Origin of the sequence: Neobacillus mesonae (assembly GCF_001636315.1) — a bacterium.
In the GTDB taxonomy this organism is placed as follows: domain Bacteria; phylum Bacillota; class Bacilli; order Bacillales; family Cytobacillaceae; genus Neobacillus; species Neobacillus mesonae.
The window spans coordinates 5,247,952-5,264,669 of the sequence record NZ_KV440949.1; the positions used below are offsets into that span (position 1 = coordinate 5,247,952).

A 16,718-nucleotide genomic window follows, 5' to 3' on the forward strand; every position below is an offset into this window, starting at 1 on the left:
CTTATTTATTTAAAATGGGCGGGTTGTTATAGTCGTCTATTAATTCTTTCAAATCGTCGGCGTCGTGACGAACTTTTAGATCGAGATACATGACGCCATAACCAACTGAAAAAATCATGGTTGTAATCAACGTTACGATATTGGAAATAATCGACAGCAACACACTATTTCCTAAAGCGAAACCAAGTGTTGCCTCAACAGTAAAACTGACCATGGAAATAATCAAATAAAAGATAAAATATAACCCAATTAACACCCAGGTACGTCCGCGGGTTAGTCTCCAGCTTCGGCCAAATCCAGGTGACTTATGGTCAAGTACAACTGAGCCGAAGAAAAAGCTCCAGCGTGTCACAAAATAGGCTATCACAACTGCAATAATAAGGAATAGTAAAATCCCAAATATAATACCGGCGACTGGATTAGTAACTGCTGCACCAGCTACCCCGCCTATCGTAACAATGACAATTGGGACGACAATCATCAACAGAATAATCAAACCAAATAAAATACTGCTCCCAAGCATGGGCCAGAAGCGGGAAAATGCCTGCTTAATCACTGATTTGACGGTGAAATCTTCATTTTTGCGGATATGATTTATGCCGAACAGAATGGCAGCCTCAGCTACCGGGCCAATAATTACCGTAAGCAGCCCTACTAAAATAAGACCGAAATCGGCGCCTAGGCTGCCGGAATCAATGGTCCCACTTTCGGAGAAACTAGAAGCAATTTGCTCAAACCAATTACCGCCGGTTCCAACTTCCCTAAAGAAGCTTGTTCCGGATATTAATTGAATAATCGCTTCCACCAAATAAATCGGTCCTAATAAAATAAGGAAAATCATGAAGAAATCCTTAAAACGCTTTTTGCTTAAACTAAACGTAAGGTCGAGTATTTCTCCGAATCCTTTTGGTTTTGAAAATCTAGAATCCAATTTTTAAATCCCCCTTATGTAAAAATAATCACAAACATTATTTTAACATTTTTCCAACAGCTATAGTGGAAATTCTGTAAAAAAACGTAAATTTTAACTAACCTATCTCAATCTCGAATAAAAGCTGAAAAAGATGCCGATGAATAAAGTGAATATTCTTTTGGAGAGTTGATGTGAAAAGCTTGATGAACATAGGGAAATGGTTTAAACCGCGTACCAATCGTGATATCGAATACACCATTATTGGTGACCAAGATTTAAAGGAACGGCAGTCAAAGCTTGTGACCGTGATTACACCAGTGTTTAACGCCGAAAAATATTTAAGAAAAACAATTGATTCTGTGATCCATCAGTCACTTGGAACGGATAAGATTGAATACATCCTTGTAGATGATGGTTCCACCGATTCCTCCCGCGATATTTTGTTAGACTATTCTGCGAGATTTGATCATATCATCGTTGTCTTTATGAAGAAGAATTCCGGTACACCGGGCCGGCCGCGGAATATTGGGATTGAGTTAGCATCCTCCAAATATATAACCTTCTTGGATGCTGACGATTGGCTCGAGCCGACCGGGATTGAATCCTTGGCCTCTATATTGGAGGAAACCGGGGACTTCTATGCGGTTGGAAAAACAGTACGGGTAAAAGAAAAAGGGATGTCTATTATCGGTGAACATGAATCGTGTAAAGAAAGAAGGAGTGTTTGTCCGTTCACCATTCCACATATCTTTCATCATTTAGGGCCCGTAGGAAGAATGGTTAAAACAGAGGTGCTCAAATCTAATCAGATTTTCTTTCCAGAAATGAAATTTGCAGAAGACAAACAATTTTTTATGGAGGTTCTGGCTCATTGTCCCTCGATTTCCACGACAACAAAACCAATATATTTTGTTAATCGAAGTGATAACCAAAAATCGCGGCTTTCCAATCAAACCAATATCATGCAAAAAACTAACTGCAATTTAAAGGTTATCAACCATATGATGAGTAAAAATTTAGATAGTAATAAGCAAAAAATGATGTTAAACCGATTGTATGAATTTGATTCTATTTCCCGCTTCTTCACAACTCCTCATTTTCAACGAACAAAGCTGAAGCGGGTGTATTACCATAAGTTAAACCAGGTGTTAAAAACAACGAAAAAATTAGATTATGAGGTTTCAGAGGAATTTCTCCAGCCGATGAATAAAGTTGTATATCAGCTTTTTCGTGATAAAAAATATCGCGATTTAGAAAACCTGTATGACTGGGATCGAAAGGAGAAAATCAAGGAAGTTTCTATTCAGGACGGGCTGCCTTATATAAGCTTTAATCGGGATATCCATATTCGAGTGCCAATGCATGCGGTTTTTAAAGAGGGGCATCTTTCTCACAATACTTATCAGCTTCAATTTCATGTGTTTGGTGATTATTTAGATTGTGTTACAGATGTGCTGATTCGCGATACAAAAAATGGTTTGAATGAGGTAATGTTACCGGTCGTAGTGGACCGCGGGGGAAATGGAACTGTGGAGATTGATTTACTTTTACTAAGCCACCTCCCTCCCTCCACTTATTCGATTTTTCTAAGATATCGTGATTATATGAAATTCAATATCAGGACTTCGATTGATGAAAAAGAACGGCATTTGCATCAAAATCGACAATTTACTTTTTTTAGAACGGTTTTTTCAAATGTTGGTTTAAAAATTGAAAGGCTGCAAGGCTAACGAACACACAAACAAGCCTCCCTCATCATATAGTACTTTAGCAGGATTTTTTAGAGGGAGGTGTTTAATTGGTTATTCATGTGGTCCAGAGCGGTGAAACATTATGGCAAATCGCTTATCAATACCAAGTAAGTGCAGCAAGTATTACCAATTTGAATGATTTGGCAAATCTTGATCGCTTAGAAGTTGGACGGGTATTGCTCATCCCTATTTCAGATGTTATCCATACCGTTAAGCCTGGTGAAACCATTGAAGTGATTGCTGAAAAATATGGAACGACATATGAAGACATCCTCGAGGCAAATCAAATGACGACCAGTACTCCATTGCACATAGGTAAGACTTTAAAAATCCCTCCTATTATCCATACCATCGCTCAAGGAGAAACTCTTTGGATGGTTGCGCGATTTTATGGGACAACCATTAATCGGATTATCGAAGCGAATAAAATTCAAAATCCTAACCTGCTGTATCCTGGCGCGGTATTGGTGATCCCGCGAGAACAAAAATAGAAAACACTAGCTTCAGACAGGTTTATATTACCACCCGATTCTCCTCCGCTTTTCTGTTACAATTTTTAAAGACAGGAAGATTAGGAGGATTATATTCTATGAAAAAATGACATCTTCTCCTTGTTCTCGGAATTGTGCTAATATTCATCGGGGGATTTTCTTCCGGTGTTATTTATACACTGAATAACAAACCAATTAAGTTAAAAATAGCCCCAGCGCCAGCATCGGCCGTTAATCCAATGGAAAAACCAGTACCCGAAATACCTAAGTCAAAATCAAAAGTGCTTGTTGGATATGTACAAGACTTTCGCGATCCAAATTTGATAGATTATGCGAAATTGACACATGTCATTTTCTCTTTCACCCATCCCACAAAGGACGGGGACATCCTTTTCAGCGGCGATTATGCCTTGAAAAATTTACGTACAATCGTCACCAAAGCGAAACAGCATAACACTAAAGTCATCCTGGCAATCGGCGGCTGGTATCATATAGAGGGCGGCGAATCCTATCCGTATTTTAAGGCGGCAATCTCCAATCCCGCAGCCAGAACAAAGCTAGTGAACGAGCTTGCTGGTTTTGTAGAACGGGAGCATCTCGATGGAATTGATATCGATTTCGAGCATTCTCGTTCGGCAGAAGATGCCAAGAATTTGAAGGCTTTTGCGAAGCAGTTGAGCGGAAAGCTCCATGCGAAAAATAAAGAGCTGTCGATAGCGGTTTACTCGAAAATTAATGCGGAAACATTGACGGAAGTCGGTTTTGTCCAGTACCAGCCGGAGGTGTTCAAATATGTGGATCATGTCAATATCATGGCTTATGACGGCCAGTGGGACGGAAAATATAATGCGGCGAACTTATCGCCGTATAGGTTTACTGAAAAAATCGTAAACTATTGGTCTAATCTATTTGAGCAGCACCACCTTTCAAAAGACAAGCTTGTACTCGGCGTTCCGTTTTACGCCCAGCCGGCAGACCCGAAAATCAAACAGCTATCCTATGCGGCGATTCTCAAAAATAACCCCGCTAATGGTTCGGCAGATACTGTAAAAATAAATGGGACTACTTATTTTTACAATGGCACGTCCACCATGGAAAAGAAAACAAAGCTTGCACTGGTTCATGGCTTCGGCGGAATGATGTTATGGGAGGCCGGTTTGGATGCCCAGGGTCCTAAGAGCCTGACAGCGGCTATTTATTATGCATTAAAAAATGGAAACGGAAAGTATTATTCTCAAAAAAACTAGGGACCTCGTTCACAGGGTCCCTAGTTTTTCTTCACTTCAAACTTAGTAATTTGCCACGGCAGCGGGCCGTTTGTTTTATTCAAGGTAAATTGATAAGTAACATCCTCCTCGTATTCCTTCGTTCTGTCCGTATATTCAAATGATTTTGTAACTTCAACTGCCGCTTCATCATCTGATTCCTGTGTAATGTCCATATCTTCTACCTTAGCTTCCTTGAAGGTGTAGGTGGTAAATAGTTTTTTATAATTGTTGTAAAGTGCTTTATATTGAGCAGAGCCTTTATCGAGGTGGAATGTACTCATATACCCTTCCAAATCGCCGGCAAGCTCGGCATACGTTTGAAAATAAATCGTGCGTTTAATCTCTTCAAAATCAATCCCGGCTCCCTTTCCCTTCCCTAGCACCACATCATGAATGATGATCATTTTATCGTCCGGGAATCCCGCTTTCTTTAGTTTTGAAAAATCATCGGCAATGACATTGGAAAGTTTTACTCCGCTTTGGTTAAGGTCTTTATTTTCCCTGTAAAGCACAAAAGCTTCTCCAAAATGATTAGTCACTAATTTTATATGTGCCAGTGTAATTTCAAGGAGCGGGCTTTTAGGATGATATTCTTCGGACAGCTGAAGTGATTTCAGTGCATCATCCGGCATATGGTTAAGCAGCTGACACCATGCCAGATTTCCGTAAGCGGTGCCTAACTCTTTATCATTTGTTAACTGGTTTTTATCCTTTAATTCGGTCAAAATTTTCATGCTGTCTTCCATGTCCTGAAGTGCATGGTAAGGATGCCCCAGCTCAATTTTTACCATCGCCATTGAATCGGCAATACGCACCTCAGCATAGCGGGTCTTTGCAATCAAGTTCATATCATTCTTTTCTGAATTCCCTAAGATGTTTGCCATGTCCCGTGCTTGAATATAGAGCTCGAGCGCAGCTTCCCATTTTCGCTGTTTAAATAAGTCATCTGCCTGGTCCCAGTATTGATTAATAATTGTGATTCCTTGTTGTTGAAGGGTATTCGCATCAACCGGCAGAGCAACTCCGCTTGATATGATGATGTCTACCGCTGTATTTTTGGCAATTTTGGATTCGTAATCAACAGATTGTTTAATAACATGCCCCTTTTTCGATAGCAAGTCTTTTTGTGGTACCACCTTACCGAGCTTTAAACCGGCCTTTTCTAAGGCTATTTTAGCCTCTTCCTCCGTTAGGTCATAAAGCAATGGAACAGTTACCTGGACGGATTGGCCGATTGGTTTATTTTTCTGATCGTTATTCACTACATTAACTGGTTTCGCATTCCCATCTGACGAAGCTAGACTGCCTATGACATATAAAAACCCTAACAATAGGAAAATACTAATCGTTAATCCACTTAGAATAGCTAAAACGACAATCCATGTATCTTTCTTTTTAATTGGTGCAGGCTTCGGCAAAATAGTGGGTTCTGATGTAACTGTCTCCACGTCTTCTTGGTGCCAATCCGGGTTTTCCTTCGACAGCGATACTTTAATTGGAAGGTCCTCTACATTGACCACAGCTCTTCCTTTTTTCCTTATGGTTAAAAAAAGGGCCAAAGCTGCTAGCGAGACCGCTAGAACCCCTAAGCCGATCATGGCAGAATAAAAAAGGATTGGTGGTCCGTCTGTTGATTCTTTTTTTACTTGTCGGCCTTCTGTCTTATATTTTATTCCTAACCGATCAAGCTCTTCTAACAATTCATCTGCCTGAATGGACCAGCCGATATTATCTCCTAATCGAATTCGCTCTGTCTTTCCTTTCCCATCCTCACCAAGAACGACACCGGCAACTAACGAAGCGGCACTGTTAATTCCAATGACTGACCCGTTTTCTGTAAATAAAGGTCCGCCTGAATTTCCTGGATTAATCGGTGCATCCGTTTGGTACAGGTCCACCCCATCCTTCGACTTTACCTTTGCGCTGATAATACCTTGGGAAACCTTTACAGTCGTGATGGTGGATGGATCGATTAAGCGCTGATCAATGGCCGCACCGGGAAAACCCATGACATACACACGGTCTGCTACTTTTACATCCTTTGAACGGGTAAAAGTAACCGCAGGCCTATTCAATCGTTTCTCCGGTTTGAGGACGGCTAAATCTTTAATCGATGAGGACCAAATGACATCCGCGGGAATGATATTGTTGATATCTAACACAATATTGACGGGACCACCTTGCTCTGCACACGCAACAACATGGTGGTTTGTGACTACGTGGTCCGAATGCCCTATGACAAAACCTGTGCCCATCCCATATGAACCTTTTAAGTCGCCACATGTAATAAGGACAGTGCTTTCCTGCATCTCATCGGTTGACTTGGCAAAGGAGGATACTGGCAGCAGTACGGACATAAACAGGAGAAAAATGACAGTAAAAGAAGGAAGACAACGGAGTTTTTTCACGGATTCCCTCCCCTTCTTATCGTTGTTTTTCCTTGTTGTTGAGCAGGGTTACGCTGGAGTATCAATAAAACGATAAAGTAGAACAGTATATTCTTAAAATACGTTATAGATGACTGGAGAAGAACCAATTACGCAATATGTAATGTATATTTCACTTTCCGTAACTGATCGATGGTTGAAAATATTGGAACAGTTCACAAATTTTTCATATACTTTTGCAGGAAATTGTCGAGAAAGAGAGAAAAAAGTAATAGAGTTTATAAAAAGGAGGAAATAGAATGCGGAAGTTGTTTACTTTATTATCTGGTTGTATCATTGCCTTTTCGTTATTTGCTTGGACAGACAGCCCTGTTAAAGCAGCTGATGAACATGATGACGGCTGTGGTTGCCACGACCTTAAACCGCTGCAGGGGGTTGAAAGAAATAAGATTGTTGCGAAATTGATCAGCAGTGAGGCCTTTAAAGTAAAGAAAATGGAGCTAAAAAAAGCGGGGTATTCCTGGAATGGTGCCGGGGAAATTGAAGTCATCATTCCTGCTGAAGGAATTACGATGGTTGGCGTTTCTTTTACGAATAGTAAAGGGGCCGTAGAAATTTTCGTCTTTATAAATGGTATGTTTGTTGGCAGTTCTCCGGGTGAATAAAAACAATACCCAACCTTTGCGAGGTTGGGTATTGTTTATTTGGCATGATAATACCAAGTGTTATTTTCCAAGCTTTTTTCACATTGATTGTTGAAATATAAGTACTCTAAATGTGCAATCGTCTCTCCCAATGCAAATCTCATTTCGTGGGTTGTCAGCGGCTTTTTAAAAAGCTGCTTCGATACCTGATAAATGGTCGCGGGCGATTTAATATATTCATATACTTCATTCAAACGGTCGTGATGATGGGAGATCAACTCTCTAATTCTCTTATTGGCATTCTGAAATGGTTTGCCGTGAGATGGAATCACATACTCGGCATTCAGTAATTCGATTTTTTTCAAAGAATGAAAGAATGCCTCAAGCGGGTTAGGAATTCCGCGGAACCAATAAGAAATATTCGGTGTGATTTTCGGCAAAATATGATCGGTCGAAAATAGGATGCCGTTCTCTTTGTTATACAAGCATATTAATCCATCAGAATGGCCTGGTGTAAAAATAACCTCGTATTCGTTTTTCCCGATTAGGATTTTTTCGCCTTCTTCAAGATGTCTCGACACCTGCGGATATGGCTTCACCCTTGGATTGAAGCTCCCTTCGTCGCTTGTCAGTTCATCTGCCCCTTGTTCAGGAATGCCGCACGTATCATAATGCTGTTTCACCTTCGCAAGTGACTCAGGCTCCCAAAATGTAGTCCCCGCATGATCATCCACATTTGTCATCCATACATCCGCATTCGTTAATCGCTGTAATGTTCCCCCGTACCCATAATGATCGGGATGGAGATGGGTAAGAATAATTGTGGAAATTTCATGTTTGTCAATATATGGTTTCCATATTTCCCTTGAGACTTCGTTGTTCAATCCTGTATCGATAATTGTCCAGCCTTTTGCCCCTTCTGCGATAAAACAATTCACATGATTCAAACGAAAAGGCAAGGGAATCGTGACTTGTGTGACCCCTATATCATGTAACAAGTACAACCAAACTCCTTCCGCAAAGATGCTTTTTATCTAAATTGTCAGTCTATTATTATCATGCCATAATATTTAAGAAAAAGAAACAAAGAAGCCTTGTGATCAAACCAAGGCTTCTACGAACTTTTTTATATGAGACTAGAGAATCGTCCCCATGCAACATTTAGGCTGCTTCCATCTCTTCTTCGCCATGGGTTGAAGAGGTTTTTGTTATTAGACTGACGGCTGTCATGATGACGATGTTTATGATTAAGGCGATTAGGCCGACATTTAAATCTTTTATTACTTGCGGGAATGCCGGGAATAATGTTCCGATTGTCGCTTTTGTAATGGTGGTATAGCCTACTACTGCTATACCGGCAATAATTCCGGCAATGGCTCCTTGTTTTGTAACAAAATTCTTTTTCATCAAGCTTGTTAGAAAAGCTGGGGCCAATTGTGTTACCATGCTATATCCCATCAATAATAAGGCAACAATGGTGTTACCGCCTGTTAAGGTGAAATAAACGGCGATTAGGGCTAAAATCGGAACAAGGATTTTCGCAAGGTTGATGATTTGCTTATCAGTTGCTGCCGGCACAAAATGTTTATAAACATTTTTCGCTAAAAGCGTTGCAGAACTCATTAAAATCATCGAGCCTGGTACAAGTGCCGTTAATAAACCGGCAGCACCGATGACACCAACAAACCAAGGATCAAAGGTTTGCATTGAAAGCTTTAATAGGGCTAAGTCCATCTCAGGTCCCTGCAGCCCGGGAACATGAACAATTGCCGTATAGCCGACAAACAACACACCAACAGACAATGCACCATAAAGCGGCAGAATAAAAGCGTTTTTGCGCAATGTCCTCGCATTTTTGGCAGCATATGCTGAACCAAACGTTTGCGGCCACATAAAAAACCCAAGTGTTGTTAAAATAACTGTTGAAATAAACCAAGAAGCTCCCATACCTTGTTTAGGAAGTGTTAGGAAGTTTGGTTTTACAGCCTCAACCGCTTCAAACATTGGCTGGAGACCGCCAAAATAATGGATTGGAACATAAATGCCCAAAAACAATGCAACACCTGCAATCATAATATCCTTAATGATCGCTGTCCAAACCGATCCGTGAATCCCGGAAATCATAACATAGACGGTGACGGCGATTGCCCCGATCCAAACAGCAGCGGTTGGAGAAATCGCTCCAAATGATGTTGTCGAAACAATAATTCCTAAACCTTTTAACTGTAGTACTAAAAATGGAATAAGTGCCAAGACACCAACAATTGAAACAAGTACTCCTAAAATCGGACTATTATACTTTTTTACATAGAAGTCAGCTTGTGATACTAATTTATGTTTCGTACCGTATTTCCAAACTGCCGGGTAAATCCAATAAGAAAACATATATCCTAAAGCTGCATAGGCTAATCCATATAAAGCCGGACCCCCGATCCCGTAAGCCCATCCACTTGTTCCTAAGAAGGTGGAGGTAGAATAAATTTCTCCCGCTAATAGAATCATTACCAGTATGGAACCAAATCCGCGTCCGCCGACTGTCCATTGTTCAAGGTCCATATCTTTTCCCCGTCTTGCAAGGATCCCTAATAATAAGGCAAAAATCAAAAAGCCAAATATGATGAAAAGTGTAATATTCATTACTCCTCACTCCCTTCTTCTTTATTTGCCGGGTCTAATTTAAAGATAATAAAAACTACGAGTGAAGTGAGAAGAAGCCAAGAGAAATTCCAAAAAAAGAAGAATGGCATTCCTAAAATATAGGGTGTAATACTGTTTGCCCAAAATGGCCCTCCTAATATGGCGATAATTGGAATCAGTCCTAACAAATAAATAGCTTTCATAAATCGTCCTCCTGTTTAAATAATTTTACGGAATATAACAACTTTAGGTAATATTGTGACTTTTATTTATAGAAAAGGGTAAAAGGCTGATGCCTCCCCCTTCTTTCTTACCTAATAGTCAGGATTTAAGCATTTTCTTCTGGTTCAATAAAGGAAACTTGTTCCTGCTTATTCGCTGCAAATTTATATATCACTGTACCTAATGCTGCCCCCACAATAGCAGGGACTAGCCATGAAAATCCATTCGCGCTGAATGGCATCATGGAAATAAAGTTTAAAATTGCAGGGATTTTCAAACCAATTGCTCCACATGTTTCAAAAAGACTGACGATGAATGTTAAAAGGATAGCCCCTCGGTATGTTCCTGGATTTGAAATGATTTTATTGAATACCCCTAAGAAAACGAGAACAATCGCAACTGGATAAAGAGCAAGGAAGATTGGCAATGTGTAGTTAATGATTTTCTCAACACCTAGCATTCCAATTGCTGCACCGACTAAACAAACAAGCAGTGCCCCATTGCGATAGCTGACTTTATCGTTCGTGATGTCTCTCAAGAAGTCACCAATAACAGCGGTTACACCAATTGCCGAGGTAAGACAGGCTAACGCAATTGTAATAGCTAATAATACAGCCCCGGAGCTGCCTAACAGGCGGTCAATCAACCCTGACACAAGAGCCGTGCTTTCAATATTTTCCGGATAAAGGCCGCTGCCAGCTGCACCAAGATACAATAGGCCGCCGTACACTACCAATAAACCAATACCGGCGATGGCTGTTGCAGAAATGGCCACCTTTTTCATCGTGCCGCCTTTATAACCGTGACCGATAATGGCAGCAATAATGATAGGAGCACAAAAAATCCCGGTAACCACGTCTCCTGTTTGATAAGCATTAATAAAGGCATTGGAAAATGGGTTCTTTAACTCTGTGACGATTGGCGTTCCAATGGGATCGATTATTCCTTTAAAGACAATAAATATAAGGATGATCACAAGAAGCGGAGTCAGGAATTTACCAATTTTATCTATTACATTCGATTTATCCATAGCAAAATAAAAAGTTATGGCGAAGAACACAATAATGGTAACGATGGATGGGACTTGTGGTACTAATGCTTTAACCCCTAATTCGTGGGTTGTGGCTGCCATGCGTGGAATCGTAACAAACATCCCAATTCCAACCATTAGCAGCAGATTAAAGATTTTATAAAACCACGGACTAATAGGTTTTGTTAAATTTTCAAATTTTCCGCCAACATTCAAAATAGCAATGACAGCTAGTAACGGAAGAGCAATTCCTGTTATGCAGAAACCAATTAATGCTTGTAGCCAGTTAGTGCCCGAGGCAAGTCCAATAGAAGGAGGGAAAATCAAGTTGCCTGCACCAAAAAATACCGCAAATAAAGCAAAACCAATGATTATAGTATTTTGAACAATTTTATTTCCTTTCATTTCAACACCTCTTTTTTCGAAATCGTTTACATTTTTTTCATTTTTTGAACTATCGATATCCTTCTTGAATGATTTTTTCATCCTTTGACTTTAAATAATGCAATATTTGTGCCAAAATTTCGAACCTTCCCAAAAGATTATGTTTTTTTGTAAAAATAATAATAAAATCATTTATTTTCATATAATCATAGGATTAAAAATTAATTTCATTATTAAAAAATTTAGTAGGAAGTTCGATTTTATTGGTGAAAATGCAAGATAGTTGTCAAAATATTTTCTGTTTGTAAAAATTTTTTTACTCAAAATAATAAAGCCGACAGTAGTTAGATTTCTCGCTCACTGTCGGCTCCTGTAAATATCATTGTCGGTTTTTTCAACCTTTGCTTCCATTTCTAGATTGGTTAAAGATTTAATTTAATTGGTACTTATCCATTTTGTATTTTAATAATTGTTTGGAAAGGCCAAGGCTTTTTGCTGCATCTGTTATTTTGCCATTTGTTAAAGATAATTCTTTCACAATGATTTTTTTTTCAAAGTGTTCGACCGCTTCTTTTAATGAATGGATCTTGTTTTCCTGCTGAGTAATTTCGGAAGTTCTCCGATAATCCCTTATTCGCTTCGGTATATCATCCAAAGTAATCTTGTCGGATAAAGCATTATTATATGCTGTTTCCACTGCGTTCTTGAGCTCTCTGATATTCCCTGGCCAGCTATAAGCTTTGAAACACTCCATTACTTCTGGTTCAACATCTTTGATGAAAATATTCATATGATTATTGTAAAAATCAATAAAGTTGGTAAGCAGGACCTCAATATCCTCTTTTCTATCGCTTAAACGCGGTAAATCAATTTGAACAACCCCTAAACGATAATAAAGGTCCTCCCGAAGTCTCTTTTCCGCCACTAACTTATCAGGATCCTCATTGGTTGCTGAAATCACTCTGATGTCGACACTGATATTTTTGCTGCCGCCTACTCTCCGAATCATTTTTTCCTCAATGGCTTTTAAGAGCTTAACCTGAAGATAATAATCCAAAGAATTGATTTCATCTAAAAACAACGTCCCGCCATCAGCTTGTTCAAATAAGCCGATACTGTCAACAGCTCCCGTAAAACTCCCTTTTACCGTGCCAAACAAAGTACTTTCAATCAAATTAGGCGGTATCGCCCCACAGTTTAGTGAAATAAACGGCCCGCCAAATCGATTGCTTAAATTATGGATTGACTGTGCGACCATTTCTTTACCAGTCCCTGTTTGTCCATAAATTAAGACAGTTGAGTCTGTTTTTGAAATTTTTTTTATTTTTTCTTTTATGGCTTCCATTCTTGGATTAGCTGTAATGATATTATCAATGGTGTAAATAGTATTATTTTTTCGAAAAACTTTGTGACTGGCAATTTTAGCTAAGGATTGAATGTTTTCTTTTGAAAAAAAATGTTTCGAGAATTCAATGGTACCAATAATTTGATTGTTTTCTATGATTGGATAGGTAGAATTTACTGAAACCAAACGATTTCCGCTTTTTGTGATTAATTCTTGTTGCACATTACAAATGGCAGTCCCTGTTTTTAAGACATTCATAATCGTACTATTTTCATGCGTTAGATCTTTGTAGTACGAAGTGACATGTTTTCCCATAAATTCTTCGGGTCTGACTGCCATTTCCTTAAGAACGTTTAAATCCGCTAAATCATAAAAAAGAATAACTCCATTTTCATCAGTTATTAAAATATTGTCATAATCGGAAATATGCTTAAAATCTTCAAAATTTATTTTCAACATTTTCCCCTCCTATCCTATATAAAGGAAGGACATTGTCCTACTATTACTTGCAATGGATGTTAGCAATTCAAGTATATAGTATTACAAAATCAAATGAAATAAGCATCGATATAGAAAAAAACTCTTTCCGAGACCGGAAAGAGTCCGTATTGTATTCAAAAGGTCTTATGCTAATACTTCTTTAATTTTCTCAACTGCCCAGTCAATTTCTTCTTTTGTAATAATAAGAGGTGGAGCAAAACGGATCACAGTATCATGTGTTTCTTTACATAATAGTCCTTTGTCCTTTAACTGTTCACAATAAGGTCTTGCTTCTTCTGTTAGTTCAACTCCAATAAACAAGCCTTTTCCTCTAATTTCTTTAATCGCTGGATTGTTTATTGCTCTTAATTGCTCAAGGAAGTAATTTCCTAATTCTAATGAGCGCTCAGCCAGTTTTTCCTCTTCAATGACTTCAAGGGCTGCAATGGAAACGGCACATGCAAGCGGGTTACCGCCAAAAGTAGAACCGTGTGAACCTGGGTTAAATACGCCAAGAATATCGGAATTTGCTACGACACAGGAAATTGGGAACACGCCGCCGCCAAGTGCTTTTCCTAAGATCAGCATATCCGGCTCAATTCCTTCCCACTCGTAAGCAAACATTTTGCCCGTACGTCCAAGACCAGCTTGAATTTCGTCGCAAATGAAGAGTACGTTGTTTTCTTTACATAAATCAGAAGCTGCCTTTAAGAATCCTGCTGGTGGAACGATAATTCCTGCTTCGCCTTGGATTGGCTCAAGTAAAAATGCTGCTGTGTTTGGAGTGATTGCCGCTTTTAATGCTTCAAGATCGCCGTAAGGAATTAATTTAATTCCTGGCAGCATTGGACCGAAGCCGCGCTTATATTCAGGATCAGATGATAACGATACAGCCCCCATTGTACGACCGTGGAAGTTGCCGTTGCATGCGATAATTTCAGCTTGATTTTCGGCAATACCTTTAACATCATAACCCCAGCGGCGGGCAGCTTTAAGAGCTGTTTCAACTGCTTCTGCACCAGTGTTCATTGGCAGAGCCATGTTTTTATTGGTTATCTTACAAACTTTCTCATACCATGTTCCAAGCTGGTCATTATGGAATGCACGTGAAGTAAGTGTTACCTTATCTGCCTGATCTTTTAAAGCTTGAATAATTTTTGGATGACGGTGTCCTTGGTTTACAGCGGAATATGCACTTAGCATATCCATGTAACGAGTGCCTTCCGGGCTTTCTACCCAAACACCCTCTGCCTTGGAAATAACGATTGGCAGTGGATAATAGTTATTTGCACCGTATTTTTGTGTTTGTTCAATAATTTCTGTTGTTTTTGAAGTTGTCATAGTCATATTGTTTCTCCCTTCAAGGATTATCTATAGGTGGAGAGTTTCAACTGAAACCCTCCGTCCCCTTTGTTCATTTATTATAGTTGTTCTCCAACTGATTTTGCTTGCATATGAAGCAGCAGATAGTCAGGACCGCCAGCTTTTGAATCTGTACCTGACATATTGAAGCCGCCAAATGGCTGATAACCGACAATTGCAGCCGTACATCCACGATTAATATAAAGGTTACCTACATGGTATTGCTGTTTCGCCTTCTCAATATGCTCGCGGTTATTGGAAATAAAGGCGCCTGTTAAACCATAATCTGTGTTATTGGCAATTTCCATTAGGTGGTCAAAGTCACGTGCTTTAGAGAATGCGAGTACTGGCCCAAAAATTTCTTCTTTCATCAAACGGGCATTTTGATCAAGGTCAGCGAAAATGGTCGGTTGAATGAAGTACCCTTTTGAGTCATCGCCTTCACCGCCAGTCATTAATCGGCCTTCCTGCTTACCAATTTCAATATAACCCATAATTTTCTTAAATGACTTGTCATCGATAACTGGGCCCATATAGTTTGCTTGGTCAAATGGATTACCGACAGTAAATGTTTTTGTTAATGCAACTGCTTTTTCAAGTACTTCATCATAAATATCCTGGTGAACAATGGCACGTGAACCTGCCGAACATTTTTGACCAGAGAAACCAAAGGCAGAATAAACAATGCTTTCAGCAGCCATATCTGTATCAGCATCTTTATCCACTACAACGGCGTCTTTTCCGCCCATTTCAGCAATAACACGTTTTAGCCAAATTTGTCCAGGCTGAACCTTAGCTGCACGTTCGTAAATGCGGCAGCCAACTTCGCGTGAACCAGTGAATGATACGAAACGGGTTTTTGGATGATCAACAAGATAATCACCAATTTCTGCTCCGCTTCCAGGTACAAAGTTAAGTACGCCTTCTGGAAGACCAGCTTCCTTCATAAGTTCAACAAATTTAGCAGCAATAACAGGTGTTGAGTTAGCTGGTTTTAAAAGGACTGTGTTACCAGAAACAATTGCCGCAACTGTCGTTCCTGCCATGATGGCTAATGGGAAGTTGAATGGTGAAATAATAATGCCAACTCCAAGCGGCACATAGATATATTCATTATGCTGTCCATCCCCTTGTGCTACTGGGAAGCCATCTTTAATGCGGAGCATTTGTCTCCCGTAGTACTCAAGAAAATCGATTGCTTCTGCAGTATCAGCATCAGCTTCTTTCCATGGCTTTCCTGCTTCCTTTACCATGTAGCTTGAGAATTCATGCTTACGACGGCGAAGCATCGCTGCTGCACGGAAGAGAATATTGGCACGGTGCTCAGGGCGCCATGTTTTCCAAGTTTCAAAGGTTGATAGAGCGGCTTGCATTGCTTTTTCAGCTAACTCTTGGTCAGCCATTGATACGCGGCCAATTACTTCATCTTTATTTGCTGGATTAATGGACGTAATTTTTTTATCAGTTGTAATTGCTTCCCCGCCAATGATTACAGGGTATTCTTTTCCTAATTGGGTTTCAACAAAGCTTAATGCATCTTGAAATGCCTGTTTATTTTTTTCTTCAGCAAAATTTGTTAGTGGTTCATGTGTATAAGGTTTCATGTAAGTATCCTCCTTGTATTTCCATTCCGTTTAAATATTATGCAAGTATCGTGCCAACATTAGAAACCTTATAGAATAAGTTTTTTGTTTCTGCGTGCAAAATATTTTGGCGCAAAATTTTTGTAGTGTTTCGAATGAACGCCAAATTATTTTGCGTTTATTAAAAGAAGACTCCCATATATATAAATGGAAGTCTTCTT

Annotated in this window: 13 protein-coding genes; 4 read left to right on the forward strand and 9 right to left on the reverse strand. The window is 39.5% G+C overall.

What is annotated here, in order from left to right:
- Nucleotide 1: 1 nt before the first annotated feature.
- The gene (locus tag A6749_RS24805) at nt 2-931 is read right to left on the reverse strand and encodes a hypothetical protein (RefSeq protein ID WP_066398744.1); all 930 of its coding nucleotides are present in this window, start codon (nt 929-931) and stop codon (nt 2-4) included.
- A gap of 173 nt (nt 932-1,104) precedes the next feature.
- Between A6749_RS24805 and A6749_RS24810 the strand changes: the two genes are divergently transcribed.
- The 3 genes from A6749_RS24810 to A6749_RS24820 all read left to right on the forward strand — a co-directional run bounded on the left by A6749_RS24810 (nt 1,105) and on the right by A6749_RS24820 (nt 4,402).
- Nucleotides 1,105-2,643, forward strand: coding sequence for a glycosyltransferase family 2 protein (locus tag A6749_RS24810; RefSeq protein WP_084797974.1), 1,539 nt, complete (start codon nt 1,105-1,107; stop codon nt 2,641-2,643).
- Between the two features lie 68 nt (nt 2,644-2,711).
- A complete protein-coding gene (locus A6749_RS24815; RefSeq protein WP_066398754.1) occupies nt 2,712-3,155 on the forward strand; it encodes a LysM peptidoglycan-binding domain-containing protein in 444 nt (147 codons plus the stop codon).
- Between the two features lie 239 nt (nt 3,156-3,394).
- Nucleotides 3,395-4,402, forward strand: a complete 1,008-nt coding sequence (locus A6749_RS24820; protein WP_236719728.1) for a glycoside hydrolase family 18 protein — start codon at nt 3,395-3,397, stop codon at nt 4,400-4,402.
- Nucleotides 4,403-4,422: 20 nt separating this feature from the next.
- Here A6749_RS24820 and A6749_RS24825 read toward each other — a convergent pair whose 3' ends face one another.
- Nucleotides 4,423-6,831 carry a S1C family serine protease gene (locus tag A6749_RS24825; protein ID WP_066398760.1) on the reverse strand — a complete coding sequence of 803 codons (2,409 nt, stop codon included), beginning with the start codon at nt 6,829-6,831 and terminating at the stop codon, nt 4,423-4,425.
- Between the two features lie 278 nt (nt 6,832-7,109).
- Between A6749_RS24825 and A6749_RS24830 the strand changes: the two genes are divergently transcribed.
- Nucleotides 7,110-7,475 (forward strand): hypothetical protein, encoded by a 366-nt coding sequence (locus A6749_RS24830; protein WP_066398763.1) that lies wholly within the window; start codon nt 7,110-7,112, stop codon nt 7,473-7,475.
- A 35-nt stretch (nt 7,476-7,510) separates the two neighbouring features.
- On the opposite strand, the gene A6749_RS24835 is transcribed toward A6749_RS24830, so the two are convergent.
- The 7 genes from A6749_RS24835 to pruA all read right to left on the reverse strand — a co-directional run bounded on the left by A6749_RS24835 (nt 7,511) and on the right by pruA (nt 16,518).
- The gene (locus tag A6749_RS24835; protein ID WP_066398765.1) at nt 7,511-8,452 is read right to left on the reverse strand and encodes an MBL fold metallo-hydrolase; all 942 of its coding nucleotides are present in this window, start codon (nt 8,450-8,452) and stop codon (nt 7,511-7,513) included.
- Between the two features lie 163 nt (nt 8,453-8,615).
- Nucleotides 8,616-10,091, reverse strand: a complete 1,476-nt coding sequence (locus A6749_RS24840; protein ID WP_066398768.1) for a sodium:solute symporter family protein — start codon at nt 10,089-10,091, stop codon at nt 8,616-8,618.
- Complete coding sequence (locus A6749_RS24845; protein ID WP_066398771.1) at nt 10,091-10,294, reverse strand: DUF3311 domain-containing protein; 204 nt, start codon at nt 10,292-10,294, stop codon at nt 10,091-10,093. Before A6749_RS24845 ends, A6749_RS24840 begins: the two co-directional genes overlap by 1 nt.
- A gap of 125 nt (nt 10,295-10,419) precedes the next feature.
- Nucleotides 10,420-11,748, reverse strand: a complete 1,329-nt coding sequence (gene brnQ / locus A6749_RS24850) for a branched-chain amino acid transport system II carrier protein (protein ID WP_066401175.1) — start codon at nt 11,746-11,748, stop codon at nt 10,420-10,422.
- Nucleotides 11,749-12,157: 409 nt separating this feature from the next.
- On the reverse strand, nt 12,158-13,531 hold the full coding sequence (locus A6749_RS24855) for a sigma-54 interaction domain-containing protein (protein ID WP_066398774.1): 1,374 nt from the start codon (nt 13,529-13,531) through the stop codon (nt 12,158-12,160).
- 165 nt (nt 13,532-13,696) lie between these two features.
- Nucleotides 13,697-14,899, reverse strand: a complete 1,203-nt coding sequence (locus A6749_RS24860; protein ID WP_066398777.1) for an ornithine--oxo-acid transaminase — start codon at nt 14,897-14,899, stop codon at nt 13,697-13,699.
- Nucleotides 14,900-14,973: 74 nt separating this feature from the next.
- Complete coding sequence (pruA, locus tag A6749_RS24865; RefSeq protein WP_066398779.1) at nt 14,974-16,518, reverse strand: L-glutamate gamma-semialdehyde dehydrogenase; 1,545 nt, start codon at nt 16,516-16,518, stop codon at nt 14,974-14,976.
- Nucleotides 16,519-16,718 lie beyond the last annotated feature (200 nt).